General features: G+C 64.9%; 23 protein-coding genes. 6 read left to right on the forward strand and 17 right to left on the reverse strand.

Features of this window, described 5'->3' with window-relative positions:
* Nucleotides 1-21: 21 nt before the first annotated feature.
* Nucleotides 22-1230: an aspartate transaminase gene (locus OIT41_RS19165; protein ID WP_241709753.1), complete on the reverse strand. Its 1209-nt coding sequence runs from the start codon at nt 1228-1230 to the stop codon at nt 22-24.
* A 307-nt stretch (nt 1231-1537) separates the two neighbouring features.
* On the opposite strand from OIT41_RS19165, the gene OIT41_RS19170 reads away from it, so the two are divergent.
* Complete coding sequence (locus tag OIT41_RS19170) at nt 1538-2074, forward strand: hypothetical protein (protein WP_241709754.1); 537 nt, start codon at nt 1538-1540, stop codon at nt 2072-2074.
* A 655-nt stretch (nt 2075-2729) separates the two neighbouring features.
* On the opposite strand, the gene OIT41_RS19175 is transcribed toward OIT41_RS19170, so the two are convergent.
* The 6 genes from OIT41_RS19175 to OIT41_RS19200 form a co-directional block, all read right to left on the reverse strand.
* Nucleotides 2730-3578, reverse strand: coding sequence for an HpcH/HpaI aldolase family protein (locus OIT41_RS19175; protein WP_241709756.1), 849 nt, complete (start codon nt 3576-3578; stop codon nt 2730-2732).
* Nucleotides 3563-4348, reverse strand: a complete 786-nt coding sequence (gene hpaH, locus OIT41_RS19180) for a 2-oxo-hept-4-ene-1,7-dioate hydratase (RefSeq protein ID WP_241709757.1) — start codon at nt 4346-4348, stop codon at nt 3563-3565. Before hpaH ends, OIT41_RS19175 begins: the two co-directional genes overlap by 16 nt.
* 54 nt (nt 4349-4402) lie before the next feature.
* Nucleotides 4403-5491 carry a 3,4-dihydroxyphenylacetate 2,3-dioxygenase gene (gene hpaD / locus OIT41_RS19185; RefSeq protein WP_241709758.1) on the reverse strand — a complete coding sequence of 363 codons (1089 nt, stop codon included), beginning with the start codon at nt 5489-5491 and terminating at the stop codon, nt 4403-4405.
* Between the two features lie 114 nt (nt 5492-5605).
* A complete protein-coding gene (hpaE, locus tag OIT41_RS19190) occupies nt 5606-7120 on the reverse strand; it encodes a 5-carboxymethyl-2-hydroxymuconate semialdehyde dehydrogenase (RefSeq protein ID WP_264637092.1) in 1515 nt (504 codons plus the stop codon).
* A 32-nt stretch (nt 7121-7152) separates the two neighbouring features.
* Complete coding sequence (locus tag OIT41_RS19195) at nt 7153-7812, reverse strand: GntR family transcriptional regulator (RefSeq protein ID WP_078107194.1); 660 nt, start codon at nt 7810-7812, stop codon at nt 7153-7155.
* Entirely contained in the window at nt 7805-9277 is a 1473-nt protein-coding gene (locus OIT41_RS19200) for a fumarylacetoacetate hydrolase family protein (protein ID WP_264637093.1), read from the reverse strand. The genes OIT41_RS19195 and OIT41_RS19200 overlap by 8 nt, the downstream gene beginning before the upstream one ends.
* Nucleotides 9278-9474: 197 nt before the next feature.
* Between OIT41_RS19200 and OIT41_RS19205 the strand changes: the two genes are divergently transcribed.
* From OIT41_RS19205 to OIT41_RS19220, 4 genes are all read left to right on the forward strand, one after another.
* Entirely contained in the window at nt 9475-11394 is a 1920-nt protein-coding gene (locus tag OIT41_RS19205; RefSeq protein WP_264637094.1) for an FAD-binding monooxygenase, read from the forward strand.
* Between the two features lie 72 nt (nt 11395-11466).
* Nucleotides 11467-12171, forward strand: coding sequence for an alpha/beta fold hydrolase (locus tag OIT41_RS19210; protein WP_264637095.1), 705 nt, complete (start codon nt 11467-11469; stop codon nt 12169-12171).
* Between the two features lie 181 nt (nt 12172-12352).
* Nucleotides 12353-13447: a hypothetical protein gene (locus tag OIT41_RS19215; RefSeq protein WP_264637096.1), complete on the forward strand. Its 1095-nt coding sequence runs from the start codon at nt 12353-12355 to the stop codon at nt 13445-13447.
* 56 nt (nt 13448-13503) lie between these two features.
* The gene (locus OIT41_RS19220; protein WP_264637097.1) at nt 13504-13641 is read left to right on the forward strand and encodes a hypothetical protein; all 138 of its coding nucleotides are present in this window, start codon (nt 13504-13506) and stop codon (nt 13639-13641) included.
* Between the two features lie 53 nt (nt 13642-13694).
* Here the strand turns inward: OIT41_RS19220 and OIT41_RS19225 are convergent, their stop codons facing one another.
* The 5 genes from OIT41_RS19225 to OIT41_RS19245 form a co-directional block, all read right to left on the reverse strand.
* Nucleotides 13695-14009 (reverse strand): carboxymuconolactone decarboxylase family protein, encoded by a 315-nt coding sequence (locus OIT41_RS19225; protein WP_078107180.1) that lies wholly within the window; start codon nt 14007-14009, stop codon nt 13695-13697.
* Nucleotides 14006-14905: a helix-turn-helix transcriptional regulator gene (locus OIT41_RS19230; protein ID WP_264637098.1), complete on the reverse strand. Its 900-nt coding sequence runs from the start codon at nt 14903-14905 to the stop codon at nt 14006-14008. The genes OIT41_RS19225 and OIT41_RS19230 overlap by 4 nt, the downstream gene beginning before the upstream one ends.
* A gap of 43 nt (nt 14906-14948) precedes the next feature.
* On the reverse strand, nt 14949-15674 hold the full coding sequence (locus OIT41_RS19235; protein WP_264637099.1) for an SDR family oxidoreductase: 726 nt from the start codon (nt 15672-15674) through the stop codon (nt 14949-14951).
* Between the two features lie 113 nt (nt 15675-15787).
* The gene (locus tag OIT41_RS19240) at nt 15788-16330 is read right to left on the reverse strand and encodes a hypothetical protein (RefSeq protein WP_264637100.1); all 543 of its coding nucleotides are present in this window, start codon (nt 16328-16330) and stop codon (nt 15788-15790) included.
* Between the two features lie 52 nt (nt 16331-16382).
* On the reverse strand, nt 16383-16814 hold the full coding sequence (locus OIT41_RS19245) for a MarR family winged helix-turn-helix transcriptional regulator (protein ID WP_241709767.1): 432 nt from the start codon (nt 16812-16814) through the stop codon (nt 16383-16385).
* A gap of 100 nt (nt 16815-16914) precedes the next feature.
* Here OIT41_RS19245 and OIT41_RS19250 point away from each other — a divergent pair, with 100 nt between their 5' ends.
* A complete protein-coding gene (locus OIT41_RS19250) occupies nt 16915-18786 on the forward strand; it encodes an ABC transporter ATP-binding protein (RefSeq protein ID WP_241709768.1) in 1872 nt (623 codons plus the stop codon).
* A gap of 9 nt (nt 18787-18795) precedes the next feature.
* Here the strand turns inward: OIT41_RS19250 and OIT41_RS19255 are convergent, their stop codons facing one another.
* From OIT41_RS19255 to kdpA, 5 genes are all read right to left on the reverse strand, one after another.
* Nucleotides 18796-19473, reverse strand: a complete 678-nt coding sequence (locus tag OIT41_RS19255) for a response regulator (RefSeq protein ID WP_241709769.1) — start codon at nt 19471-19473, stop codon at nt 18796-18798.
* Entirely contained in the window at nt 19470-22112 is a 2643-nt protein-coding gene (locus tag OIT41_RS19260) for an ATP-binding protein (RefSeq protein WP_264637101.1), read from the reverse strand. Before OIT41_RS19260 ends, OIT41_RS19255 begins: the two co-directional genes overlap by 4 nt.
* 72 nt (nt 22113-22184) lie before the next feature.
* Nucleotides 22185-22793 (reverse strand): K(+)-transporting ATPase subunit C, encoded by a 609-nt coding sequence (gene kdpC / locus OIT41_RS19265; protein WP_264637102.1) that lies wholly within the window; start codon nt 22791-22793, stop codon nt 22185-22187.
* 9 nt (nt 22794-22802) lie between these two features.
* Entirely contained in the window at nt 22803-24929 is a 2127-nt protein-coding gene (gene kdpB, locus OIT41_RS19270) for a potassium-transporting ATPase subunit KdpB (protein ID WP_241709772.1), read from the reverse strand.
* Nucleotides 24926-26593 carry a potassium-transporting ATPase subunit KdpA gene (kdpA, locus tag OIT41_RS19275; protein ID WP_264637103.1) on the reverse strand — a complete coding sequence of 556 codons (1668 nt, stop codon included), beginning with the start codon at nt 26591-26593 and terminating at the stop codon, nt 24926-24928. The genes kdpB and kdpA overlap by 4 nt, the downstream gene beginning before the upstream one ends.
* Between the last annotated feature and the right edge of the window lies 1 nt (nt 26594).

A 26594-nucleotide genomic window follows, 5' to 3' on the forward strand; every position in this document is an offset into this window, starting at 1 on the left:
GCTCTGGGGTGCCTGTAGGGCTTAGTTGAGGGCGCTGACTGCCTTGTGGATCGAGTCCACGCCGGCGTTGATGGTCTCCAGCGATGTGGCGAAGGAGATCCGGAAGTAAGGGCCAAGGCCATACGCCGAGCCCTGGATGACGGCGACCGCGGCCGCGTTGAGGAGGTACATCGTGAAGTCCTGGTCGTTCTCGATGACCGTGCCGTCCGGAGCTGTCTTGCCGATGACGCCGCTGCAGTTCACGTAGGCGTAGAAGGCGCCCTCGGCGGGCGCAACGGAAAGTCCCTCGATGGCGTTGAGGCCTTCGACGGCGACATCCCGGCGCTTGCGGTACACCTCCACGCTGTCCCGGACGAACGACTGGTCCCCGTTCAGCGCGGCTGCCGCCGCTGCTTGGCTGACCGACGACGGGCAGGAGGAGGTCTGCGACTGCAGCTTGTTCATCGCTGCGATCAAAGGCGCCGGACCCACACCGTAGCCAAGGCGCCAACCGGTCATGGCATAGGCCTTGGAGACGCCGTTGACCAGGAGGATGCGGTCGCGGAGGGACGGAACGGCAGTGACGAGGCTCGTCACCCGGCCGTCCCCGAAGTGGATTTCGTCATAGATCTCATCGGTGAGGACGTAGACGTTCGGGAATTCCTCAAGGACGGAGCCGAGCGCCTGCAGTTCTTCGCGTGAGTACACCGCGCCCGTCGGGTTGGACGGAGCGTTGAGGATGAGCCACTTGGTCTTGGCAGTGATGGCTTCGCGGAGGACGCCCGGGGTGAGTTTGAAGCCGGTGTCTTCTCCGCAAGCGACGATCACGGGCGTGCCGTCGTTGGCGAGGACCATGTCCGGGTACGACACCCAGTACGGTGCCGGGACGATGACCTCGTCGCCGTCGTTGAGCGATGCCATGAGCGCAACGTAGATGACTTGCTTGGCGCCGCCGCCGATGGTCAGCTGGTTCGCTGCGTAATGCACGCCGGTGTGGCTTTCAATCCGACGGAGGATGGCGGCCTGCAGCTCGGGCGTCCCAGTCACCGAGGTGTATTTGGTCTGGCCGGCGTTGATCGCTTCGATAGCGGCCGCCTTGATGTGGTCAGGGGTGTCGAAGTCCGGCTCGCCGACGGTCAGGTCGATGATCGGGATGCCTTCGGCTCGTAGTTCACGGACGCGGGCGGCGGCCGCAACGCTCGCTGAGGACTTGATGCGTGTGACCCTCGACGCCGGCAGGTACTCGGACATTTGTCTTCTCCAGAATCGTGAAACTCAGGATTCGGGTGTCGAATCCCCAATTTCGAGACTAGGCACTGCCGGGCGCCGTGGATAAGACCTAATGTGCGTGGATCAATAAGAGAGTCTTATGACCCCCTGTCCCGTATGGGAATTCCACGCACCATTCGGGAATTTTGTGTCCCATATGGGGAATCTTCTATGCACTTTCCTTATGGGTTCACGCGGTATTGGTATTTCCGCAGCCCTGCGAACGGGGCCTAGATTCTTCAGATCAGGGAAGCCGTGATCCATCGGGACCGGGTCGGAAAGGGAGTACATGCAAGCTCAACCAGGGTCCACTCCCCGCCGCTCGACAACCGGCAGGTACACCTACCGCGCCAAGGCGCCAGTGGAGCGTGAAGACCGCGCGCCGGCCACCGGTGAACACAACAAGCTCATCCATTCGCTCACAGCCCATAAGCAACTCCTATCTCAAGCGACAAGCGCCATCCGGGCATTGACCGCTGCCCGGAACGAGATGATCGCCCAGGCCCTTGAAGACGGGCTCACCTTGGCCACAATTTCCGCGCTGACCGGGGAAAATATTCGGGCCGTCCGAACTATCGGTTTGGCTTATGACGACCTTCACCCGAGCGAGCTTCCGCGAGGCGCGCACGTGGATGGCCTGAAGGCGAAAAGCGAGCAACTCAAAGCAGCCGAAAGGCACCGCGACCAGATCGTTAATCAGCGGGAAGCGTTGATTGTCACTGCGCTCCGCACCCAAGCTTGCGATGAACTTGAACTTGCTTCGCTGACCGGCCTCACGCCCGACCATATCCGCAGGTCAACGCGGGGCATCGCGCGCTCCGCCTAGCTTCCACGGGCCAGCCCAGACGGCGCCCCTAACCCAACTGACTGACAGTTGTTGTCGTTATGAGGCGTCAAAACGACAACAACTGCGAGTTAGTTGGGAGTGCTTACTTCGTTCACTCTTTCTTTGCGGGCGGCGTCCTGCAGCTGAACAGTTCCTGTGTTCCTGTTTTCCTGGCGATGAGCACCGTCAATGCGCGGGCTGACGGAGAAATCGGTTCAAAATGTTGGATTGATCGCGCACCAACGTTCCAGATGCGCATTACGCCCAGCACCCGGTCGTGCTCATCCGTGGCGACCAAGGGTGGACTTCCCTGCCCTGCCATGGGCCTGCGTTTCCAGCACAGACTGACCACCGTCGCGTGCTCCCAGAATTCCACGGCGGTTACGAAGAATTCGTGTCCCTCATCGTCCAGGAACAATCCCGACTGCGGGACGTAAACCGCCCGAAGATCGTACTCCACAGGGCCTGAACGCCTTTCAGCCGGCGGTTGGGCGGTGACTGCAGATTGTTGACGACTGAGATCTGGTTGCGGGACCACGGCATGCTCCATTGAAATTGCGGCCGACCCCCTCCTCGACCGCCCCCGAGCGGCCTCGGGATATCCAATGTAGCTCCGTCCAAGGACCTCGGGAAGAGTGCCGACTACCTACCTAGTTCAGTAGCTCGACGGCGCGTCACCTGTCCCGCCAAGGGGAGCTCCGCCGTCGGGCGCTGTTGGGATGAACTTGTCCGCGAGCGCTTCGGTGCCGCGCGCCAGCAGCGCGACATCGGCGCCGACCAGCACGAACGACGCCCCGGCGTCCATGTACGCACGCGCTGTGGCTTCGTTGAAGGCGTTCACGCCGGCGGGCTTGCCCGCGGTCTTCGCCGCGGTGATGCAGTGCTCGACGGCGGCACGCACCTTGGGGTGTTCCTGCTCGCCGAGCAGGCCCATGGACGCGGCGAGGTCGGAGGGTCCGAGGAAGATGGCGTCGACGCCGTCGACCGCAAGGATCTCCTCGACCGCGGCGACGGCGGCGTCGGTTTCGATCTGGACCGTGACGCTGATGGTTCCGGCGGACCGGGCGAGGTAGTCCGGGATGCGGTTCCAGCGCGAGGCCCGCGCCAGGGCCGAGCCGACCCCCCGGACCCCGTGCGGCGGGTAGCGCACGGCCGCGACGGCGGCCTTTGCTTCCGCGGCGGAGTTGACCATGGGGATCAGCAGGTCCTGCACGCCCAGGTCCAGGTATTGCTTGAGCAGCACGGTGTCGTTGACCGGCGGTCGGACGACGGCCTGGACGGGGTAGCCGCGGACGGCCTGGAGCTGGGCGAGGATGGATTCGAGGCCGTTGGGGCTGTGTTCGGCATCGATCAGGAGCCAGTCCAGCCCGGCCCCGGCGCACAGTTCGGCGATGAGCGGGCTGCCCGAGCACACCCACATCCCGACGAGGGGCCGGCCGGCAGGGCCGGCTTGGTTCCGCAGGGCGTCGCGGAACGTGCGGTCTGGTTCTACTCGAACCGGCATGTGACCACTCCCAAGGGTCCGTAGTCGGCGTGGACGGTATCGCCTTTGTACACCCACAGGGGGCGGGTGAAGGAGCCGGCGAGGATGATCTCCCCGGCTTTCAGCCCGTCGCCGTGCGGGGCGATCTTGTTGGCGAGCCAGTGCACGCCGTTGGCGGGGTGGTCCAGGACGCCCGCGGCGACGCCGGTTTCCTCGACGGTCTGGTTCTTGTACAGGATCGCCGATACCCAGCGGAGGTCGACGGCGTCCGGGCGGACCGGACGCCCGCCCACCACCATGGCACCCATGGCCGCGTTGTCCGAGATGGTGTCCACGATGGTCCGGCCCTCCATCTCGATCCTGGAATCCAGGATCTCAAGGGCCGGAACCACGTAATCGGTGGCGTTCAGGACGTCGAAGATCGTACAACCCGGGCCCTTGAGCCCGTCCTTGAGCACGAACGCCAGTTCCACCTCGACGCGCGGGTGGGTGTACTGGTCCCACGCCACGGAGCAGCCGGTTTCCAGGACCATGTCGTCGAAGATCGCGCCATAGTCCGGTTCAGTGATGCCCGTGGCAGCCTGCATGGCCTTGGACGTCAGCCCGATCTTGCGGCCCACCAGCCTCCGGCCAGCTTCCTCGTTGCGGCGCCGCCACAACTGCTGCACCGCATAGGAATCCTCCACCGTCATCTCCGGGTAGCGGGCAGTCAGCCGCGGCACCGGGGTCCGGGACCGGCCGGCTTCCAACAGTTCATCGGCAATGGTTTCTATCGTCTTCGGGTCAAGCATCTCCACACTCCGTTTCGGCCATCCTGCGGTCAGCATACGTTGAGGGCTGAGGGCCTAGAGCTGCGAGCCGACCTTGAAACCCATCTTTTCCCCCGCGGGGCCGCCATCGGGCTGGCGGGTGTAGGAGAACCCGTCGGCACCGACCGTGACCGCCATTTCGCTCTTTTCCTCGCGGACGACGACCGGCTGGGGGTTGCCGTCCAGGTCCAGGACGAGGGAGGCCTCGGTGTACCAGGACGGGACGACGGGGTTGCCCCACCAGTCGCGGCGCTGGTTGTCGTGCACGTCCCAGGTGACGGTGGGGTTGTCGGGATCGCCCGTGTAGTAGTCCTGGGTGTAGATCTCGATGCGGTGCCCGTCCGGGTCCAGGATGTACAGGTAGAACGCGTTGGACACGCCGTGCCGGCCGGGGCCGCGTTCGATCCGGTCGCTGATGCGCAGGGCGCCCATCTTGTCGCAGATCTGGATGATGTTGTGCTTCTCGTGCGTCGAGAACGCGATGTGGTGCAGGCGGGGTCCGTTGCCGCCGGTCAGGGCGGTGTCGTGCACAGTCTGCTTGCGGTGCATCCACGCGGCGTAGGTGACGCCGTCGGAGTCCTTGATGTCTTCCGAGACCCGGAAGCCGAGGTCCTCGAGGTAGGCCCGGCCCCTGGGGACGTCGGGGGTGACCTGGTTGAAGTGGTCCAGGCGGACGAGCTCGCCGGCGGAGTAGAGGTCGTAGCGCTGGGTGAGGCGTTCCACGTGCTCGGTCTCGTAGAAGAACTCGTACGGGAAGCCCAGGGGGTCCTCGACGCGGACGGAGTCGCCAACGCCCTTGGTGAAGCCGTCCTTGCGGCGTTCCACCCGGCAGCCGAGCTCGCGGTAGTAGGCCTCGGCGGCGTCCACCTCGGCCGGGGACTTCACCCGGTACGCGAACGCGGCCGCGGCAGCGACCGGTCCCTTGCGCAGGACCAGGTTGTGGTGGATGAACTCCTCGAAGGAGCGCAGGTAGATGGTGTCCTCGTCTTCCTCGGTCACGTGCAGGCCGAGCAGGTCCACGTAGAACTCACGGGATTTGGCGAGGTCCGTGACGACGAGTTCGAGGTAGGCGCAGCGGACAATATCCGGCGCCGGGACGGTGGGGGTGGGAACGAAGTTGCTCATGGGATTCTCTCTTCTTTGAAAGGGTGTCACCCAACTGACTCGCAGTAAGTGTCGTTTTGGAGCCTCATAACGACAACAAGTGCGAGTCAGTTGGGCTGGATGGGCGTTGGCGGGTTAGGCGCCGAACTTGGGGGTGTGCACGGTGCCGAGGGTGATGTGGACGGCTTGCTGGTCGGTGTAGAAATCGATCGAGCGGTAGCCGCCTTCGTGGCCCAGGCCCGAGGCCTTCACGCCGCCGAACGGGGTGCGCAGGTCCCGGACGTTGTGGCTGTTGAGCCACACCATGCCGGCCTCGACGTTCTGGGCGAAGTTGTGCGCGCGGGTCAGGTTCTGGGTCCAGATGTAGGCCGCCAGGCCGTATTTGGTGTTGTTCGCGAGGGCGAGGGCTTCGTCGTCGCTCTCGAAGGGGGTGATCGCGACGACGGGTCCGAAGATCTCCTCCTGGAAGATCCGGGCGTCGGGTGCGACGTCGGCGAACACGGTGGGCGCGATGTAGTTGCCTTCCGGGAGGTGAGCCGGGCGCCCGCCGCCGGCCAACAGCCGGCCTTCGGACTTGCCGATCTCCACATACGAGGCGACCTTTTCGTAGTGCTCGGGGTGGACAAGGGCGCCGACCTGGGTCTTGGGGTCGTGCGGGTCCCCGACGACGATGTTCTTCGCGCGGGCCGCGTACTTTTCGCAGAACTCGTCGTAGATGGCGCGTTCGACGAGGATGCGCGAGCCGGCGGTGCAGCGTTCCCCGTTGAGGGAGAAGACCCCGAACAGGGCCGAATCGATCGCGACATCCAGATCGGCGTCGGCAAACACGACGCACGGAGACTTGCCGCCGAGTTCCATGGACAGGCCCTTGAGGTTGGCTGCGGCGTTGCGGAAGATCGTCTGGCCCGTAGTGGTCTCCCCGGTGAAGGAGATCAGCGGCACGTCCGGGTGCTTCACGAGGGCGTCGCCGGCTTCCTCGCCGAGGCCGTTGACCAGGTTGAACACGCCGTCGGGCAGTCCGGCGTCCTTGAAGATCTGCGCCCAGAGCGAGGCCGAGAGCGGGGTGAACTCGGCCGGTTTCAGGACCACGGTGTTGCCGGTGGCCAAGGCCGGGGCGAGCTTCCAGGACTCGAGCATGAACGGGGTGTTCCACGGCGTGATCAGGCCCGCGACGCCGATCGGCTTGCGGTTGACGTAATTGATCTGGGAGCCCGGGACCTTCATGGCGTCGTCGAACTGGGCCACGATCAGGTCCGCGAAGAACCGGAAGTTCTCGGCCGCGCGCAACGCCTGGCCCTTGGCCTGGGTGATCGGCAGGCCGGTGTCGAAGGTCTCCAGTTCGGCGAGGCGCTCCTCCTGGGCTTCAACGGCGTCGGCGATCTTGTTCAGCACGCGGGCACGCTCGCGTGGCTTCATCTTCGGCCACGGACCGCTCACGAACGCTTCGCGGGCGGCGGCCACGGCAAGGTCGATGTCTTCCTTCTGCCCGGCCGCGGCGGTGGCGTAGTTGGAGTTGGATACCGGGTCCAGGACGTCGAAGGTCTTCCCGGACACCGAGTCAACGAACCGGCCGTTGATGAAGTGCTGGATGTGGGTGGGAAGGTCCTTCGGGACGTAGTGGGTGGTGGTTTCTGGTGCAGTGAACGTCATTGTTTCTCTTCCTTTTCTGCCTTGAAGGATTGTCAGATGCTTTTTGCTTGTGCGAGGTAGGCATCCAAGGTGGCGCTGCGGTGGCGGCGGGCGGCTTGTTCGATGGTGTCGGCGTCGGCGTTGCTTTCAATGAGCTGGAGCAGTGCCTCGTGCTCCTTGACGGATTCCTGCGCACGGCCGGGGACGAAGCGGAATGTCGAGGCGCGGATCGACGCGAGCCGGTTCCAGCCCCGGTGCACGAGGTCCAGGATGTGCGGATTGGGACAGTGTTCAAAGAGCACGCTGTGGAAATCCTGGTTCAACGCCGTGAAGCGGACCGGATCGAAATGCTCCAGGCAGTCACGCATCTCCTCGTTCACCGCACGGGCCCGCGCGATCGCCACGGAATCGATCAGCGGTGCGGACAACGCCGTCGCGGCCCCCTCGATGATGCTCAGGGTCTGCATCGTGTAGAGGTACTCGGTCGGATCGATCCCGGAGACCGTGGCGCCGACGTTGCGCTCGAACTTCACGAGCCCTTCGGCCTCCAGGCGGCGGATCGCCTCCCGGACCGGGACCACGCTCACGCCCAGGTCCTCGGCGATCTTCGCCAGCACCAGCCGGTAACCCGGCGTGTAGGTGCCCTCCACGATCCGCGCCTTGACGGCCGCATAGGCCTGCTCGGACTTGCTCCCGACGGCGGTTTCAGTCACCTTGGGCTCCTTCCCACTCCTGGTAGCGGGCACGCCACCGGGCGTTCATCGGATACAAACCGTCCACGCTGTTGCCCTGCTTGACCATCTCGAAGATGAAGGCCTCTTCCTTCTCCTGCTCGATGCACTCCTCCACGAGTTCCCCCGCGATGGCCGGCGGGATCACCAGGATCCCGTCCGAGTCGGCCACGATGATGTCCCCGGGCTGGACCGTGGCCCCTCCGCAGGCGATGGTGATGTCCGTGTCCCACGGGATGTGCCTCCGGCCCAGCACGGCCGGGTGCGGGTTAGCGAAATAGGTGGGCATGTCCAGTCCTGCCACCGCGGAATAGTCGCGCACCCCGCCGTCGGTGATGATCGCCGCGGCACCGCGCATCTGGGCACGCATCGCGAGGATGTCCCCCACGGTCCCTGTGCCCTTTTCGCCGCGGGCCTCCATGACCAGGATCTCGCCTTCGTTGACGGAATCGATGGCGCGCTTCTGCGCGTTGAAACCGCCTCCGTGGGTTGTGAAGAGGTCCTCGCGGTTGGGGACATAACGCAGCGTCCGGGCGAGCCCCACGACCCGGCGGTCCGGGCGCGTGGCCTGCAACCCGTCGATACTCACATTGTTCAGCCCGCGCTTGCGCAATTGGCTGGACAGGGTGGCGGTCGCGACGGACTCGAGTTTCTTCTTCAGCTCCGGCGTGAGGACGGGGACGACGGCGGCAGGCACGACGGGGGCGAGGCCCGCGGCTTCGCGGGAACCGTATGCCTCCTCCCGCTGGGTGTCATCGGTCTTGGGCCAGGCACCGAAGTCCGCGAACGCCGTCGTACCCTCCGTGACTGTGGTGGTGAGGCGGCCGCTACTGAAATCACCGGCGGTGACTTCAACCTCGACGACGTCGCCCGGCTTGGCGACCGAGGCGCCGGCCGGGGTACCGGTCAGGATGATATCGCCGGTTTCGAGCGTCAGGAGCTGGGAGAGATCGGCAACGAGGCGCACGAAGGGAAACAAAAGGTCTTCGGTGGTGTCGTCCTGGACAAGTTCACCGTTGTGCCAAGTGCGGATCCGCAACCCGGAGGGGTCGACGTCGGCGGCCGGGATGAGCGCGGGACCTACCGGGGTGAAGCCGTCCCCGCCCTTTGACCGGAGGTTGGAGCCCTTGTCGGCGTAGCGGAGGTCATAGACGCCGAGGTCGTTGCTGGCGGTCACCCACTCTACGTGGCTCCACGCGTCCTCCATGCTTACGCGGCGGGCAGGCTTGCCGATGACCAGCGCGATCTCGCCCTCGTAGCCGAGGAGTTCGCAGCCAGCCGGACGCTCTACCGCAGAGCCACTGAGCGCAAGGGAAGTCGATGGCTTCAGGAAGTACGACGGCTGCTCCGGCGTGCGGCCGCGCTGGGCCGCCCGGCTGGGGTAGTTGATATGCACCGCGATGACCTTGCGGGCCGCGGCCAGGATGTGGTCGGTGACCTGTTCCAAGATTTACTCCTCATCGAGTACGAAATCGTATACGATAACTATGGCCTGGGAGTTTCGGAACGTCAACCCCCTGCATCCCGCCGCAAAGGCCTTGTCCCCCACCCACGCCTGCCGTACAGTTTGTATCCAATTCTGGGTTCAGATAGAGAATTTACAGTTCTATAATTGAACAACCACACGACGAAGTGAGGATTCCCATGCAGTTCCACCACCACGGTTACGTGTCCGGTGACCCGCGAGTCCAGGCGGCTGCCGGCGTCGGGCTCAATCGGCCGGCCGACCTTCCCGACGAGGTCGACGTGCTCATTGTGGGCAGCGGCCCCGCAGGCATGCTCGCCGCCGCGCAGTTGTCCCAGTTCCCGGGAGTCACAACCCGGATCGTGGAGCGCCGCCCCGGAAGGCTCGCGATCGGCCAGGCCGACGGTATCCAGGCACGGAGCGTGGAAACGTTCCAGGCCTTCGGATTCGCCGAACGGATTATTGCCGAGGCGTACCGGATCACCGAGATGGCATTCTGGAAGCCGGACCCCTCGGATCCCTCCCGCATCATCCGGACCGCCCGCGCCCTGGACGATCCCACAGGAGACATCAGCGAATTCCCGCACCTGATCGTCAACCAGGCGCGCGTGCTGGACTACTTCGCCGAATTCATGGCGAACTCCCCTGCCCGCATGTCCCCCGATTACGGATACGAGTTCCGCGGTCTTGAGGTCACCGGCGAAGGCGACTACCCCGTCACCGTCACCCTCCTCCACACAGCAGGACCCAACGAAGGCCAGGAGCGCGTTGTCCGGGCCAAGTACGTCCTAGGGGCCGATGGCGCGCGGAGCAAAGTGCGGGAGTCGATCGGCTGCACCCTGGCCGGCGACCAGGCCAACCACGCCTGGGGCGTCATGGACGTCCTTGCCGTCACGGACTTCCCCGACATCCGCACGAAATGCGCCATCCAGTCCGGCACTGGCGGCAGCATCCTTTTGATCCCACGCGAAGGCGGCCACCTCTTCCGCATGTACGTCGACCTCGGCGAAGTGAACCGGAACGACAACCGCTCCGTGCGCAACACCACCATCGACGAGATCATCGCCAAGGCCAACGAAATCCTCCATCCCTACACGCTCGATGTCCGCAACGTCGCGTGGCACAGCGTCTACGAAGTGGGCCACCGCCTCACGGACAGGTTCGACGACGTCCTGCCGAACGAGCGCGGCACCCGCACTCCGCGTGTGTTCATTGCCGGCGACGCATGCCACACCCACAGCGCCAAAGCCGGCCAAGGCATGAACGTCTCCATGCAGGACGGCTTCAACCTTGCCTGGAAGCTCGGACACGTACTCGAAGGCCGCAGCCCAGAGAGCTTGCTGTCCACGTACTCCGCCGAACGCCAGGTCATTGCCAAGAACCTCATCGACTTCGACAAAGAGTGGTCCACGCTCATGGCGAAGAAGCCCGAAGAATTCGAGGATCCCACCGAGCTGGAGAACTTCTACGTGAGCACCGCGGAGTTCCCTGCCGGCTTCATGACCCACTACGCTCCCTCACCGCTCATCGCCGAGCCTACGCATCAAGACCTGGCCACGGGATTCACCATCGGGAAGCGTTTCAAGTCCGCTCCCGTGGTGCGGATCTGCGATACCAACCCGCTCCAGCTCGGCCACCAGGCCAAGGCGGATGGACGGTGGCGCATCTATGTCTTCGCGGACGCAAGCGAAGCTGCCGGAACGGCACAAGGGGGAACGTCGCCGGTCGTCGACTTTGCCGAGTGGATCGCGAACTCGCCGGACTCGCCTTTGGCCGCAACGCCGTCGGGCGCTGACCGGGACGCGTGGTTCGACGTGAAGGTGATCTACCAGCAGGAGCACACGAGCGTCGACATCGGAGCGGTGCCGGAAGCGTTCAAGCCGCAGGTCGGACCGTTCAAGCTCACCTACCTCGAGAACGTCTACGGCACCGATCCTTCGGCCGACATCTTCGAGCTGCGCGGCCTCCACCGCGGCGGCGTCGTGGTGGTGGTGCGGCCGGACCAGTACGTGGCGAACGTGTTGCCCTTGACCGCGACGGCGGAACTCGCCGCGTTCTTCGCGCCCCTCCTTCGAACGGGACGGACCGCGGCAGTGTGAGCTGTTGGCGTTCCGGCGTGCGGGACCAACTCAAGGGTTCATTCTGTCGGTGGCCCGTCGTAGGGTACCGGCATGGATATCATCATGGTTCCCGGATTCTGGTTGGACGCTTCTTCATGGTCGGAGGTCACCCCGCCGCTCGTTGCTGCAGGGCATACGATCCACCCGCTCACGCTGCCTGGGCTGGAAGCTGTTGACGCCCCGAGGTCAGGGATCGGCCTCAGGGATCACATCGAAGCAGTAGTGGCGGCGGTCGACGCCGTTGGCAATCCGGTAGTACTGGTCGGCCACTCCGGCGGAGGTGCCATCATCCACGGCGCCGTCGACGCCCGCCCGGACCGCGTGGTCCGGGCGGTCTACGTAGATAGCGGCCCGCTGGGCGAGGGCGGTGTCATCAACGACGAACTGCCGGTCGAAGGCGATGCCGTGCCCTTGCCACCATGGGAGCTTTTCGAAAATGAGGATCTCGTGGACCTCAACGAGGAGCTGCGGGCGGCCTTCCGCGCACGCGCCATCCCGGAGCCAAAGAACGTGACGAGCGATAAACAGCGCTTGCACGATGTGCGCCGCTACGACGTCCCGGCCACCATCATCGCGTGCGAGTTCCCCTCCAGCCTGCTCGGCGAATGGATCGAATCCGGCCACCCCTTCGTCGCTGAGCTCGCGCGCATCAACGACGTCGAATTCATGGATCTGCCCACCGGGCACTGGCCCCAGTTCACCAAGCCGCTTGAACTCGGCGAGGCCATTCTTGCGGCGGTTGAGCGGAGGGGGTAGCCGCGGAACCCACCACCCTTGACAAGGTCCGATGGTGGAATGAATGATACGAGCCTCACCAGCTTTGTCCCCACCGGTGGTCAATAGCTGTATTGGTGTCTAACAATGTCGAAAGAGCGCATTGACAGTAATCGTGTGGGCGTGTTTTTCAGTCGGGCTGCTTGGGTTGCTCCTGAACTGGATGAGTGTGATCGGAACGCTGATTGTGCCGCGGCCGCTGCACAGCAACCTTTCACGGGTGACCCATTTGGTCACCGCGAAAATCTTCTTTGTCATCACGAAACCCGTCACTTCATACGAAGCGCGTGATCGGATCCTTGCCTGGCAGTCTCCGATGGCGCTCTTCGTCCGCCTGCTGGTTTGGGTGATCCTGTTCGATCTGTCGTTCAGTCTGCTGCTCCTTCCCTTCGTCGACGGCGACTTCTGGCAAGCCTCAAGCGAAGCCGGCTCCGCAATGTTCACCCTCGGCTACGCTGCCCCATCCAATGTCGGCAACACGGTGTTGGTCTACATAGCCGCTTACACCGGATTGATCGTCATCGCATTGCAGATCGGTTATCTGCCGACGCTCTATTCGGCCTTCAACAGGCGTGAAGCGGAGGTAACGCTCCTGGTATCGAGGGCAGGCTCACCGTCATGGGGACCGGAGCTTCTAGTGCGCACGCGGTTCGGCATGGCCGCACAAACCAGCACCAGCGAACTCAGCGAGCTTTACCAAAGATGGGAGCGATGGGCCGCGGACGTCGCCGAATCACACAGCACGTACCTCACCTTGGTATGGTTCCGTTCGCCGTCGCCGCAATCGAATTGGCTCAACTCCCTCCTCAGCGTCATGGACGCGGCCGCGTTGCAGCTTTCCCTCAGTCCGGGATCTGCCCCGAGCACCCGGGCACGGCTGGTCCTTCGAATGGGGTTCACCTGCCTGAACCAAGTGGCGCGGGCCATTCGTATCCCGGTCGAGGAAGACCCCGATCCCGATTCCGAACTCGACGTTAAATTCGAAGACTTTCAAGCGGCCGTGGAGCTCCTGCAGACCGTCGACTACCCGGTAGAGGTCACCGCCGAACAAGCCTGGCCCCACTTCAGGGGCTGGCGCGTCAACTACGAAAAGGTCGCGTACGCGCTGGCCTACGCGATCGACGCCCCGCCCTCAATGTGGAGCGGACCACGACGCTTCGCGTCCGAACCGATCCCGCCGCACCGGCCGAAGAACCGCACTTCCAAGGACGTCAAGCCGGACGATCCGCAAATGATTGCGCAAAGAAAGACACGGTGACAGCGACGTGCAAGGATGGCGCAACCAATGACCGCTGAGCTATCAACTACGTGCGCGTGCAGGTCCTCACAAACACGGGCGCCTTGAACCGCGACAAGCAGCTCGTCTTGGTCGAACAGCTCACCGCGCTCGTCGCGACCGCAGCCGCGCGTGCACAGATCGCCTCACTCCAAGGCCAAACACCGCAGGCCTGACTCCGGGCAGCGAACCGGCCACCAACGCCAATCGCCCCCAAACGCGGACCTGGCTACTCGGCAAATACTTGCTTGGCGACCGCCATGGCGGACATCGCCTTCGGCCAGCCCGCGTAGAACGCCAGGTGCGTAATAGCCTCGCTCAATTCGGTTTCGCTGAGTCCGTTGGCCTTCGCAAGCCGCAAGTGTCCAAAAAGCTGCTCGGTGCTGCCGCTTGCCACGAGACAGGCAACGGTAATCAGGCTCCGGTCCCGTTTGGCCAACTCGGGCCGTTCCCAGACGTCAGCGAAGAGGACGTCGTCGGTAAGTGAGGCCAGTTTTGGTGAGATGTCTCCGACGAGTTGCTGGGCACGGGATTGTTCGGTCATGGGGTTCTCCTCGTTAGTGATTCGTTCAGGGGTGCGGAAGGTCCGGCTTCAGCGGCCTCCTCGGGTGCCCAGCTGTTGAGCAGCCGGAGCCCCTCCTCGGACCGGGAGCCTGGATCGGCGGCATAGATGAGCAAGGTCAGGCCTTCATCCGTGGTCAGCTGCATGGCCTCATAGGTGAGCTCCAGATCACCGACAACGGGATGCCGAAGGCGCTTGGTGCCGTTGCGGTGGACGAGGACCTCGTGTGAGGCCCAGAGCTGCCGGAAGGGTCCACTGTGGGTCGCGAGCTCACCGACGAGGTCGGTAAGGCCTTTGTCGTAGGGGTGTTTGCCTGCCTCGGTGCGAAGCGTTGCGACCATGCCGCGGGCCATTTCCGGCCAGTCGGGATAGAAGTCCGCGGCGCGGGGATCCAGGAAGAGGAACCGGGCGGTGTTTCCCGGCCGTCTGGGATCGACGAATATCGGCGCATAGAGCGCCCGTCCCAGGCGGTTGCCGGCAAGGAAATCGGCTTTGCCGTTCCTGACCCACGCCGGTGCGCCGATCGAATCGAGTATGCGCTGCACAGCCGGGCGCACGTGGAGAGTCGCCGGGCGCGCGCGGCGGGCCCCGTTGCTGTTGGCTGTGTTGGCGAGATCGTAGAGATGGGCGTGCTCAACCTCGCTTAGCTGGAGCGTGCGCGCAACCGCGTCGAGAATACTCTCCGAGACGCCGGAGAGATTGCCACGCTCCATGCGCACGTAGTAATCCACGCTCACGCCTGCCAACATCGCAACTTCCTCGCGACGAAGGCCCTTGACGCGCCGGTTACGCCCGTAGACGGGAATCCCGGCCTGTTCCGGGGTGACCCGGGCGCGACGCGATGTCAGGAAGTCCTGCACCTCGGTCCTGTTGTCCATTCCATACCTTAGTTTCGACGACGGCGACACACGGCTATGTGTTTCAGGCCTGGCCGGCGGGACGGAGCAGGATCTCGTTGATGGTCAGGCGCGAGGGGCGGCTGACGGCGAACGCGATCACTTCGGCGATGTCCTCGGCCGTGACGGTCACTTGGCTGTACATCGCCTCGGCGCCCGCCCTGGTCTGCTCATGCGTGATGTGGCTCGGCAGCTCGGTGGCAACCGCTCCGGGTTCGATGACCGTGACGCGGATCCCCGGTTGAAGTTCCTGCCGCAGCGATTCCGACCAGCCGTTGATGCCCCACTTCGTCGCGGCATAGACGCCGTTGCCGGGCCGGGCCGTCCTGCCCGCGACGGAAGAGATGTTCACCAGGTCCCCGCCGCCGTCGCGGAGCTGGTCCAAAAAGACCTCCGTCGCGGTGATAGCCCCGATGAGGTTCACCTCGATCATCTGGCGGTAGTCCTCCTGCTGATCCGAAGAGAACGGACCGAGCAGCATGATCCCCGCGTTGTTCACCAAGACGTCGGTCCCGCCGAACTCGGCCTTGACCCGCTCCGCAGCGGCCACTAGTGAGCCGCGATCGGTGACATCCGCCTCAATGGCGATAGCACCATCCCCGAGCTCTTCAGCCAACGCCCGGATCCGATCGGCCCTCCGTGCGAGCAGCGCGACCCGGTACCCATCGGCGGCCAGGGCCCGCGCCGTGGCGGCGCCGATTCCTGACGACGCTCCGGTGATGACGGCGACCCGTCCTTGTCCAGTAGCCATGGTTTGTCCCTCTTCCAGTGAAAGCTTGTCGACTTGCTTTCCATCCTAGGAACGCACCTCGGAATGAGGCAGGGTCGGCCATTACCTGTTTCCCGATGGTTCGGGGGACCGGGTTAGAGCCGTGGATATCTTCTGAGGCCAACCACTCCGCCCGCGGCAATCAGGGTTCCGCCGAAGGCCAACAGGATTCCAGCGACCGAGACGCTTGGAGCGATGGGATGGTCGCCCTGGGCCGGGGTGCCGGGGTCAATCCGGGACGCGACCGCCGCCGAGGTTGAAGTTTGCACCGAGGGGCCCGGGTTGGAAACGGTCGGGGGCGGGACTGTTGCCACCGTTGTAGCGGGTGGCGCAACCTGCGTGGGGCTCGGCTGCGCGGTCACCGCGAGCGAGGGCGGTGACGCGCCACCGGGAGGAACTACGACGCCGGGATCCGGTTGGGGTTGCGGTTGTACCGGTGGGCTGGCCGTGGCGGACGGTGTGGGTTTGACCGACGGCCGTGGAGACTGGGAGCTATTGGGAGAACACATGCCAACCACACCTAAGAGGCCCTGCGAACTGCAGGATTCGGCCCCTGCGGTCTCCGCGGGCGCAAGTGCCATCAGGCACAACGCGAAAGGGAGCGCGACGAGGGCAACTGGAACCTTCCGGCGAGTCATGGCTTCGACTCTACCTACTCTGCGGCAACTTGGCAGGCAGCCGGCGTTGGCCTCAATCCCGGAGCTGCCCCAGAATCCGGGCCAGTTCGGCGCGATCTTCTGCGCTGAGCCGGGCAAAGTACTCGGAGGACTTGCCACGCCGTTCGGCGCTGATCTTCGCGAAGAGCTGCTGCCCGTCCGCCGTGGCGGCGACAAGGGTGGCCCGCCGGTCTGTGGGGTCCGGATCGCGACGCACGAGGCCTTTGACCTCGAGCTGGTCCACCACTTCCGTGGCCGAACGTGGCGCAATGCGCAACCGTTCCGCCAGGTCCTTCAACCGCATCGGATCCCCCGGCGCGGGGCGCATCAGTGTCATGAGCGCCCGCCATTGGTGCGGCGTCAGCTCCCACGGCGACAGCTGCTCAGCCCAGGTCCGGCGCAACCCCCGGAAAGCGGCATGGAAGAGATCGCCAAGGTCGGCCGAATCAGGGGGCTGTGAGTGCATGCCGTCAGTCTAACAATTTGACCAGTAACCACATAGTGAGGTAACCTCTGTATTAGTAGGCGCGACTCCCGCGCCCCGCTCGCCACTGGAGGTGGTGCTTATGACGGAGAACATCCTCACCCAAAATCCCCATCGACCGGGCGCTGGAGCACGAAGTCCCGGCCGCGGCCCCGCCCGCCTCAATCCTGCGGACCGCACCCAGCTACAACAGCATCCCGTGAGCCTCAAGCGGATCGCGGCGCTGTTCACCCCGCACAAGGCGACTATCGCCGTCGTCGTACTTCTCATCAGCGCTTCCAGCATCATCGGCCTGGCGCAGCCGTTCCTGGTCCGCCACATCATCGACGTCGCGCTGCCCGGCAAGGATCTGCCGCTTCTCGCGTGGCTCGCCGCCGGATTGATCGCCGTGGCCGCCGCGACCGCGCTGATTGGCGTGCTGCAGACCTGGATGACCACGGGCATGGGCCAGAAGATCATGCACACCCTGCGCACTCGCTTGTTCACGCACCTGCAGCAGCAATCACTGGGATTCTTTACCCGGACCCGCAGCGGCGAGGTACAGTCGCGGTTGAACAACGACATTTCCGGCCTGCAGCAAGTCATCACCTCAACCGCGACCGGTGTTGCCTCCAACCTGACGACGGCCGTCGCCACCGCCATCGCCATGGTGGCCATTTCGCCCGGGCTCTCGCTCCTGTCCCTGATAGTGATCCCGCCAGCCGTTTGGTTCACCCGCCGGGTGGCCCTGCTCCGGCGCAACATCACGTCCACGCTGCAGAGCGAACTGGCCACCATGAACACGCAGGTCGAGGAAGGGCTGTCGGTCTCCGGCGTCCGGCTCTCCAAAACCCTCGGTACCACCAAGCGCGACGCACACCGCTACACGGAAAGCTCCAAACGGCTGATCGGCCTGGAGATGCGCTCCCAACTGGCAGGCCGCTGGCGGATGTCCACCATGGGCATCATCTTCTCGGCCATCCCGGCGCTGATCTACCTCGCCGCCGGGCTGCCCGTCACCAGCGGAGGCATGACCATCGGCACGCTCGTGGCGTTCACCGCCCTGCAGGGTGCCATCTTCCGCCCGGTCATGAGCTTGCTGGATCTCGGCGTCCAATGGGTCACGGCGATGGCCCTGTTCAGCCGCATCTTTGAGTACCTGGACCTGTCTCCGGAAATCACTCCCCCTGCGCGGCCCGTCCCGCTGGACCCGGCCGCAGTGCGCGGCGAGGTCCGCTTCGAGGGCGTCCGTTTCGCGTACGACGGCGGCACTGACGTTCTGCTCGACGTCGACCTCACGCTCCCGGCCGGCACCAGTACCGCAATCGTGGGCCCCACAGGCTCCGGTAAATCGACGCTGGGCTCGCTGCTCCCGCGCCTGCATGACGCCACCGCCGGGCGGATCACCATCGACGGCGTGGATGTGCGCGACATCGCCCCGGAGGAGCTGACGAAAATAGTAGGCGTGGTGTCCCAGGAGACGTACCTGATTCACGACACCATCCGGGAGAACCTGCTCCTCGCTGCACCCGGCGCGGACGACGCCGTCCTGTGGAAGGCGCTGGCCTCGGCCCAGATCGCTGATCTGATCGCAAGCTTGCCCGACGGCCTGGACACGATGGTCGGGGCCCGGGGCCACCGGTTCTCCGGAGGAGAGCAGCAGCGCTTGGCCATTGCCCGAACCATCCTGCGCAATCCCAAAGTGCTCGTCCTCGACGAGGCCACGTCCGCCCTGGACAACGCCACGGAAGCCCATGTCCAGGCGGCGCTCGACCGGTTGGCGGTTGGCCGGACTACCCTGACCATCGCCCACAGGCTCTCGACGGTGGAGAAAGCCGATCAGCTCGCAGTGCTCTCGGGCGGCGCGATCGTGGAGTTCGGAACTCCCGGGCAGCTTCGCGATACCGGCGGCGCGTATGCGCGGCTTGTCGAAGCCGGGGAAACTGTGCAGTTGGCCGGGTCCGAGGCGGCCTGAAAGCCCGCCTCACGGCATGAAGCGGTACCCGATCCCCACCTCGGTGATCAGGTGGCGCGGGTTCCCGGGCTCCAGTTCGAGTTTCCGCCGGAGCTGCGCCATGTACACGCGCAGGTAATTGGCTTCCTTGGCATAGGCCGGGCCCCAGACCTCGCTGAGGAGCTGCTGTTGGGTGATCAGTTTCTCGGGATTGCGCACGAAGAGATCCACGATCCTCCACTCCGTCGGCGTCAGCCGGACGTCCTCGCCGTCGCGCGTTACGCGTCTCATGGCCAGGTCCACCGTGAACGCTTCAGTCACGAGCACAGGCGCTTCTTCGCCCGGATCCGTGGTGCGCCGCAGTATGGCTCGGAGGCGCGCCAGCAGTTCGTCGAGCCCGAACGGCTTGGTGATGTAGTCGTCCGCTCCGGCGTCAAGGGCTTCCACCTTGTCGTCGGAGCCGTGACGCGCGGAGAGGACCAGGATGGGCACGCTGCTCCACTCACGCAGGCGCGAGATGACCGTGGTTCCGTCGATGTCTGGCAAGCCCAGGTCGAGGATCAAGACGCCCACCGGGTGCTGGGCGGCAGAGCGCAAGGCCGATTCGCCGTCGGACGCGGTGGCCACGGTGTAGCCGTGGGCTTGGAGCGTAATCCGCAACGCCTTGACGATATGGGGATCGTCGTCCACTACCAGGACGTTGCTCATAGGGCCTCCCTGGTGGCGCTATCCGGACTGCCCGACGGCGGCACATGGCGGCGTTGCAAGAGAACCGATTGCGCTTCCATGGGAGCTTGCGCCTCCTCGTGCGGGAAGGCGACCCCCGTGGACAACGGAAGCCGGATCACCATGGTCAGTCCGCCGCCCGGAGTCTCTTCCGCGGTGAGGGTGCCTCCCATCGCTTCCGTGAATCCCTTGGCCACGGCGAGCCCCAAGCCAACCCCGGTAGGGGAAGGGACGTCGTTGAGCCGCTGGAACGGCTGGAACATCCTGACTACGCTTTCGGCGGGGACTCCTTGGCCGTGGTCGATGATGCGCAGTTCTCCGGACGGCCTCCCGTCCAGGCTGGACGAACTGAAGCCACCCGCGGCTCCCACCAGCACAACATCGGAATCCGGGGCGTACTTGATGGCGTTCTCCACGATGTTGGCGATGACGCGCTCCAGCATGCCGGCGTCGGCGTCGATCTCCGGCATATTTCCCGGCAGGTCCACCCGCACCCGGCCCGGCGGCATGCCATGGAGGGCGGTGGGGATCACTTCGTACCAGCGCACCGGGCGAATGAGGGCATTCACCGAGTCCGAGGTAATGCGGGACATGTCCAGGAGGTTCCCCACGAGGACGTCCAGCCTGTCCGAGCATTCCTCGATGGTTGCCAACAGTTCCTGTTCCTCCTCGGGTGTGTAGTGGACGTTGCTTTGCCGCAAGCCGCCTACAGCCAACTTGATCCCGGCCAGCGGAGTCCGCAAATCATGGGAAACGGCACGCAGGATGGATGTGCGCATGGTGTTGCTCTCGGCCAAACGCATGACCTCACGCCGGCTCGCCGCCAATTGTCGCCGCTCGAGTTGCGCCGAAAGATGCGCGCCGAAGGCGCTAAGCAAGCGGCGGTCGCTGGCCGGCAGGATGCGGCCGGAGAGGACCAGCCGGGTTCCGGCGTCGATTTGTTCGGTGTTTTCGCCGCCGTCGCCGGGGAACGGCGCAGCCTCACCGGCCTTCGCGACGAGGCGCCAGCCGGCGTTCGCAGCGCCGGCGGAACCCGCGGCCCGGTACAACGCCGCGCCGCGCATCTGGAATACGTCCAGCGCCTGCTTCAAAAGTCCTTCGACGGTGTCCTCCGCGCTCGATGCTCCGCGCGTCAGGTCACCCAGGGTGGCGGCCTCGGCACGGGCGCGGGCGGCTTCCTTGGAACGCCTCGCCGAGACGTCCACGACGGCGGCCACAGCTGCCGAAACGCCCACGAAGACCAGTAAGGCAAGGATGTTCTCGGGGTCGCTGATGGTCAGGGTCCCCACGGGCGGTATGGAGAAGAAGTTCACCAACAGGCTGCTCCACAAGGCACCGAGCAAGGCGGGCCACAACCCACCGACCAGCGCCACGGCAACCGAGCCCGTCAGCTGGACGAGCACCGCCGTCGCAATGCTGTGCGTGGGGCTCGCGGCCAGGAGGAGCTGCAAAAGAACCGGAAGGACCACCGCCATGGCGAACCCGACGATCACCCGCGTGCGGCCAAGGTCGCGCTGCCGCGGACGGTCGACGCCCCGTCCACCCAAAGGATGCGAAACCATGTGCACGTCAATATCGCCGGAGTCCCGCACCACCCGGTTGCCGATCCCGCGGCCCGTCAGCCGGGCGACGAGGCTCCGGCGTCGCGAAATCCCGACGACGATCTGCGTCGCGTTCACGCTGCGCGCGAAGTCAAGCAAAGCCTTGGCCGGATCCTCCCCCGCCACCGTGTGGTAGCTGCCACCCAAATCCCGGACCAACAAGCGCTGGGCTTCCAACGCCTGCGGGGATTCCGACGCCACGCCATCCGCGGCGCGGACGTGCACCGCGAGCAAGTCGCCGCCGTTGACGCGCTTGAGGATCCGGGCAGCCCGGCGGACGAGGACTTCCCCTTCGGGGCCGCCCGTGAGCCCGATGACGATGCGTTCGCGGGCGGGCCAGCTCGCCTCGATCCCCTGTTCCGAACGGTACTTCGCGAGCCCTTCATCCACGCGGTCGGCCAGCCACAGCAGCGCCAGTTCCCGCAAAGCCGTCAGGTTGCCCATCCGGAAGTAGTTGGACAACGCGGCGTCGATCTTGTCCGCCGAGTAGATCTTGCCGTCGCCCAAACGCTGCCGCAGCAGCTCCGGTGAGATGTCGACAAGGTGGATCTGGTCCGCACGCCGCACGACGTCGTCGGGCACTGTTTCCGCCTGCCGGACGTCGGTGATGGCACTCACGACGTCACCGAGGGATGCCAGATGCTGCACGTTGACGGTGGAGAGGACGTTGATTCCGGCGTTGAGCAATTCCTCGACGTCCTGCCAACGCTTGGGGTTGCGGCTTCCGGGGATGTTCGAGTGGGCGTATTCATCGACGACGGCGGTGCGCGGCTTGCGTGCCAGGACCGCGTCGACGTCCATCTCTTCAAAGCTGGTATCCCGATACGCGATTCTGTGCGGAGGAATGACTTCCAGCCCGTCCATCAAGGCCCGGGTGTCGCTGCGCCCGTGGTCCATGGCGAAAGCCACCACCACGTCTTCGCCACGCCCGCGCAGCCGGTGGGCTTCTTCAAGCATGGCGTAGGTCTTCCCCACCCCCGGGGCTGCCCCGAGGAAAATGCGCAGCGTTGCCCGTGCCATGTGGTCATTCTTTCACTTGTTGAACGCGGGGGGTGCCCGCGGGACCGGCCGCGCACACTTTGTCGGTTTCCTCTATTTGACGGCCGCTGCGGCGACGTCCAGGTTCAACTCCGTGACGTTCACGGACGGCTGCCCCAGGAAGGCCTCGAGTCCCGTGACCGTGCGGCGGTCCACCATGGCCTGGACCGTCTCAGGACTCAGCCCGTGTGCCTTGGCCACCCTGCGCACCTGCAGGCGGGCATATGCCACCGAGATCTGCGGGTCCAGCCCGGAACCGCTCGCCGTGACGGCGTCGGCTGGGACGTCGGATTCCTTGACCCCCTCTGCGGCGGCGACGGCGGCGCGGTTGGCTTTGATGGCGTCAAGCAGTTTGGGATCGTTGGGTCCCAGGTTGCTGGCGGTGGACGCCCCCGGGTCCCATTTCGCCGCCGAGGGGCGGGCGTGGAACCACAACGGATTCTGGATGCCGGCGTCGTTGGCGGAGACTTGCGCAATCAGTGCGGAAGCTGCGGGCTTTCCGGATGCGTCCCGCACGATGGAGCCGTTGGCTTGGAAGGGCGCAACGGCCTGGCCGATACCGAAAATCGCCAGGGGGTAGATCAATCCAAGGACCACAGTGGCCAGGAGCAGGAAGCGGAGGGCCGTTCCTGCTTGCCGAAGATAGCCGGGAAGGGTGTTCATGATTCTCTCCTAGCCGATGCCGGGGATGAGGGAAATGAGCAGGTCGATGAGCTTGATCCCGATGAAGGGAGCCACAAGGCCGCCGAGGCCGTAGATGGCCAGGTTCCTGGCGAGCGCCTGGTTCGCCGAAACGGCACGGTATTTGACGCCGCGCAGGGCGAGCGGAACCAGGGCGATGATGATCAAGGCGTTGAAGATCACCGCGGACAGGATGGCCGAGGAAGGCGACGCCAGGCCCATGATGTTCAATCGGGCAAGCCCTGGAAATACAGAGGTGAACAGCGCCGGAACGATCGCGAAGTACTTTGCGACGTCGTTCGCCACCGAGAACGTGGTCAGGGCGCCGCGGGTGATGAGCAGCTGTTTGCCGATGCCCACAATGTTGATGAGCTTGGTGGGATCCGAGTCCAGGTCCACCATGTTTGCAGCTTCCTTGGCGGCCGGCGTGCCCGAGTTCATGGCGACGCCGACATCCGCCGCGGCCAGCGCGGGGGCGTCGTTGGTGCCGTCACCGGTCATGGCTACCAGCCGGCCGTGCGCCTGCTCGTCCTTGATGACAGCAAGCTTGTCTTCGGGGGTGGCCTCGGCAACGAAATCGTCGACGCCGGACTCCGCAGCAATTGCTTTGGCCGTGATGGGGTTGTCGCCCGTGATCATCACCGTCCGGATGCCCATCCGGCGCAGTTCGGCGAAGCGGGCGTGCATCCCCGGCTTGACCACATCGGCAAGGTGGATCGTGCCGAGGACCCGGGCTCCGCCGTCGTGCCCGACGCCGGCCACCAACAGCGGCGTGCCGCCCTGGGCGGAGATTTCCCGCACCTTCCGGTCCACCTCGGCAGGCGTCTGGCCGCCGGCATCCGCCACGAACTTCGCGACGGCGGTTGCCGCGCCCTTGCGGATCTTCCGTCCGTCGAGATCCAGGCCGCTCATGCGCGTGCTCGCACTGAACTCGACAACCGCAAACTCTTCCGAGCCCTTCAGGAGTGCGGCGAGGTCCGGGCCGCCGACGCCCTTTTCCGCCGCGAGATCCACGATCGAGCGTCCCTCCGGCGTCTCATCAGCCAGGCTCGACAGGCGTGCCGCTTCGATGAGTTCGGACCGCTCGACGTCATGGGCCGGGAAGAAGTTGACCGCCCGGCGGTTGCCGTAGGTGATGGTGCCGGTCTTGTCGAGCAGCAGGGTGGTGATGTCTCCCGCGGTCTCCACGGCGCGGCCGGACGTGGCCAGGACATTGTGCTGCACCAAGCGGTCCATGCCGGCGATGCCGATGGCCGGCACGAGCGCCCCGATCGTCGTCGGGATCAGGCAGACGAGCAGCGCCACCAGCACGATCGGCGACGGCGTTGCCCCCGGCAGCGAAGCGAACGGTGCCAAGCTCATGGTGACTGCAAGGAAGACGATGGTCAGCGAGACAAGGAGGACGTGGAGTGCGATTTCGTTGGGCGTCTTTTGCCGGACGGCGCCTTCCACAAGCTTGATCATCCGGTCGATGAACGTTTCGCCCGCTTCAGCTGTAATGCGAACGGCGATGCGGTCCGAAAGGACCTTGGTGCCGCCGGTTACCGAGGAGCGGTCGCCGCCGGATTCACGGATCACTGGCGCCGATTCACCGGTGATGGTGGATTCGTCCACGCTCGCCAGGCCTTCGATGATCTCGCCATCGGAAGGGATGACGTCCCCGGCTTCGCACATCACGACGTCGTTCTTCCGCAGTTCCGTTCCCGGCACTTCCTTGAGGGTGCCGTCCTCCAGCCGAAGCCGGGCAACGACGCCTTTCCTGCTGGCCCGGAGACTGTCTGCTTGGGCCTTGCCGCGGCCCTCGGCGATGGCTTCCGACAAGGTACCGAAGAGCACTGTCAGCCAAAGCCAGATTGTCACCGAGATGCCGAACACGGCTGGTTTGAGGATGCAGATGGCTGTGCAGAGAGCAGCCCCGACCAGCACGGTGAACATCACGGGCGAATGGATCATCTGGCGCGGCCCCAGCTTCCGTACTGCGACCGGCAGGGCGGTTCGGATGCTGGCAAAGTCCAGCTTCGCCGGCGCTTTGGTGTGGTGTTTGTGCTCCCCCGGAGTGCCCAGGGGGTTTCCGTCTGCGTAGGTCTGGGCGGCGGTGTCCGTTGTGGACGGGGTCATTTGAGGAGTCCTTCTGCGAGGGGGCCCAGGGCGAGGGCAGGGAAGTAGCTCAACGCCGTCATGATCACGGTGACGGAGAGCAGGAGCGAACCGAAGAGCCAGCCATGGGTGGGCACTGTTCCGGAGGATGCCGGGATCTTGGGTTGTTTGGCCATGGAACCCGCCAGGGCCAGCACCAGCACGATGGGCAGATAGCGGCCCAGGAGCATGGCGATTCCCATGATGGTGGACAGGTAGGGGCCGGAGGTGGTGATGCCGGCGAACGCGGAGCCATTGTTGTTGGCTCCGGAGGTGAACGCGTAGAGCACCTCACTGAATTGGTGCGGACCGGAGGCAGGCGCGTTGGCCATGGCGTCCGGAAGCAGGACTGTGATTCCGGCCGTGGCCAGCACCACCACCGGCGTCACGAGGATGTACATGGCTGCGAGCTTCATTTCCCGTGGCCCGATCTTCTTGCCAAGAAATTCCGGTGTGCGGCCCACCATGAGCCCGGCGATGAACACGGAGACGATCGCAAGGATGAGCAGGCCATAAAGCCCTGACCCCGTGCCGCCGGGGGCCACTTCACCGAGCATCATGTTCACCATGGCCACGCCGCCGGCCAGAGGCGGCAGGGAATCGTGGGCCACGTTGATTGCTCCTGTTGAAGTCAGGGTGGTGGCGGTGGCAAAGATGGAGCTCTGGGCCGCGCCGAAGCGCTGTTCAAAGCCCTCGCCCAAACCGCCGGCTGCCGCGGTTGCCGTTCCCGCAGCGCCTGCAACGGCCCAGCCCATCAGCACCGTGGACGTCAGCCAGAGCGTGCCCATGACGCCGACAACCGTGTACCCCTGCCGCTGGTCCCCCACCATGCGGCCATAGGCGTACGGCAATGCGGAAGGAATGAGCAGGATCAAGAAGACTTCGAACATGCTGATGAAGACGTTCGGGTTCTCGAACGGGTGCGAGGAATTGGCATTGAAGTAGCCACCGCCGTTCGTGCCGAGGATCTTGATGGCCTCTTGGGAGGCTACCGGGCCGCCGGGGATGGTCTGGGTGACGCCTGTTGCTTGATTGACGACGTCGGTGGACCAGAAATTCTGCACCACACCGCCGATCACCATCACGATGGCCGCGAGCGCAGCCATCGGGAGCAGCACGCGGAACGAAGTGCGAGCCAGGTCCACCCAGAAATTCCCCAGCCTGTCCGTCCGGGTCCGCGCGATGCCGCGGATCAGGGCGACCACCACCACGATTCCGACGGCGGCGGAGAGGAAGTTCTGCACGGCCAGCAAGCACATCTGCGCGAAGATGCCCATGGTGGTCTCCGGCGTGTACGTCTGCCAGTTCGTGTTCGTAGCAAAGGAGATGGCCGTGTTCATGGCCGTCCAAGGATCCACGCCAGGGAGGGAGTTGTTCCCGGGGAGGACGCCTTGGAGCCGTTGGAGAAGGAAGACCAGCAGGATGGACACGGCAGAGAAGACCAGGACACTGCGCAGGTATATCGACCAGCGCTGTTCGGTATTTGGGTCCACCCCGGACCATCGGTAGAACAGCCGTTCCACCCGCGTTGACTTCTTGCCCTCAAACACGCTGGCGAGGTAAACGCCCAGCGGCTTGTGCACCAAGATCAGCAGCAAAAGCAGAACGGCTACCTGGGTGACGAAGGAGGCAATGCTGAAAACCATC

Origin of the sequence: Arthrobacter sp. YA7-1, from assembly GCF_025960325.1 — a bacterium.
GTDB classification, from domain to species: Bacteria; Actinomycetota; Actinomycetes; order Actinomycetales; family Micrococcaceae; genus Arthrobacter; species Arthrobacter bambusae_A.

Excerpts from the sequence above, each read along its gene's own strand:
- OIT41_RS19240 (WP_264637100.1), bottom strand. The coding sequence starts at position 16,330 with ATGACTCGCCGGAAGGTTCCAGTTGCCCTCGTCGCGCTCCCTTTCGCG.
- OIT41_RS19170 (WP_241709754.1), top strand. The coding sequence starts at position 1,538 with ATGCAAGCTCAACCAGGGTCCACTCCCCGCCGCTCGACAACCGGCAGG.
- kdpC (WP_264637102.1), bottom strand. The coding sequence starts at position 22,793 with ATGAACACCCTTCCCGGCTATCTTCGGCAAGCAGGAACGGCCCTCCGC.
- hpaH (WP_241709757.1), bottom strand. The coding sequence starts at position 4,348 with ATGCTTGACCCGAAGACGATAGAAACCATTGCCGATGAACTGTTGGAA.
- kdpA (WP_264637103.1), bottom strand. The coding sequence starts at position 26,593 with ATGGTTTTCAGCATTGCCTCCTTCGTCACCCAGGTAGCCGTTCTGCTT.
- OIT41_RS19255 (WP_241709769.1), bottom strand. The coding sequence starts at position 19,473 with ATGAGCAACGTCCTGGTAGTGGACGACGATCCCCATATCGTCAAGGCG.
- OIT41_RS19230 (WP_264637098.1), bottom strand. The coding sequence starts at position 14,905 with ATGGACAACAGGACCGAGGTGCAGGACTTCCTGACATCGCGTCGCGCC.
- OIT41_RS19235 (WP_264637099.1), bottom strand. The coding sequence starts at position 15,674 with ATGGCTACTGGACAAGGACGGGTCGCCGTCATCACCGGAGCGTCGTCA.
- OIT41_RS19165 (WP_241709753.1), bottom strand. The coding sequence starts at position 1,230 with ATGTCCGAGTACCTGCCGGCGTCGAGGGTCACACGCATCAAGTCCTCA.
- hpaE (WP_264637092.1), bottom strand. The coding sequence starts at position 7,120 with ATGACGTTCACTGCACCAGAAACCACCACCCACTACGTCCCGAAGGAC.
- hpaD (WP_241709758.1), bottom strand. The coding sequence starts at position 5,491 with ATGAGCAACTTCGTTCCCACCCCCACCGTCCCGGCGCCGGATATTGTC.
- kdpB (WP_241709772.1), bottom strand. The coding sequence starts at position 24,929 with ATGACCCCGTCCACAACGGACACCGCCGCCCAGACCTACGCAGACGGA.
- OIT41_RS19215 (WP_264637096.1), top strand. The coding sequence starts at position 12,353 with ATGAGTGTGATCGGAACGCTGATTGTGCCGCGGCCGCTGCACAGCAAC.
- OIT41_RS19210 (WP_264637095.1), top strand. The coding sequence starts at position 11,467 with ATGGATATCATCATGGTTCCCGGATTCTGGTTGGACGCTTCTTCATGG.
- OIT41_RS19205 (WP_264637094.1), top strand. The coding sequence starts at position 9,475 with ATGCAGTTCCACCACCACGGTTACGTGTCCGGTGACCCGCGAGTCCAG.
- OIT41_RS19175 (WP_241709756.1), bottom strand. The coding sequence starts at position 3,578 with ATGCCGGTTCGAGTAGAACCAGACCGCACGTTCCGCGACGCCCTGCGG.
- OIT41_RS19250 (WP_241709768.1), top strand. The coding sequence starts at position 16,915 with ATGACGGAGAACATCCTCACCCAAAATCCCCATCGACCGGGCGCTGGA.
- OIT41_RS19260 (WP_264637101.1), bottom strand. The coding sequence starts at position 22,112 with ATGGCACGGGCAACGCTGCGCATTTTCCTCGGGGCAGCCCCGGGGGTG.
- OIT41_RS19245 (WP_241709767.1), bottom strand. The coding sequence starts at position 16,814 with ATGCACTCACAGCCCCCTGATTCGGCCGACCTTGGCGATCTCTTCCAT.
- OIT41_RS19225 (WP_078107180.1), bottom strand. The coding sequence starts at position 14,009 with ATGACCGAACAATCCCGTGCCCAGCAACTCGTCGGAGACATCTCACCA.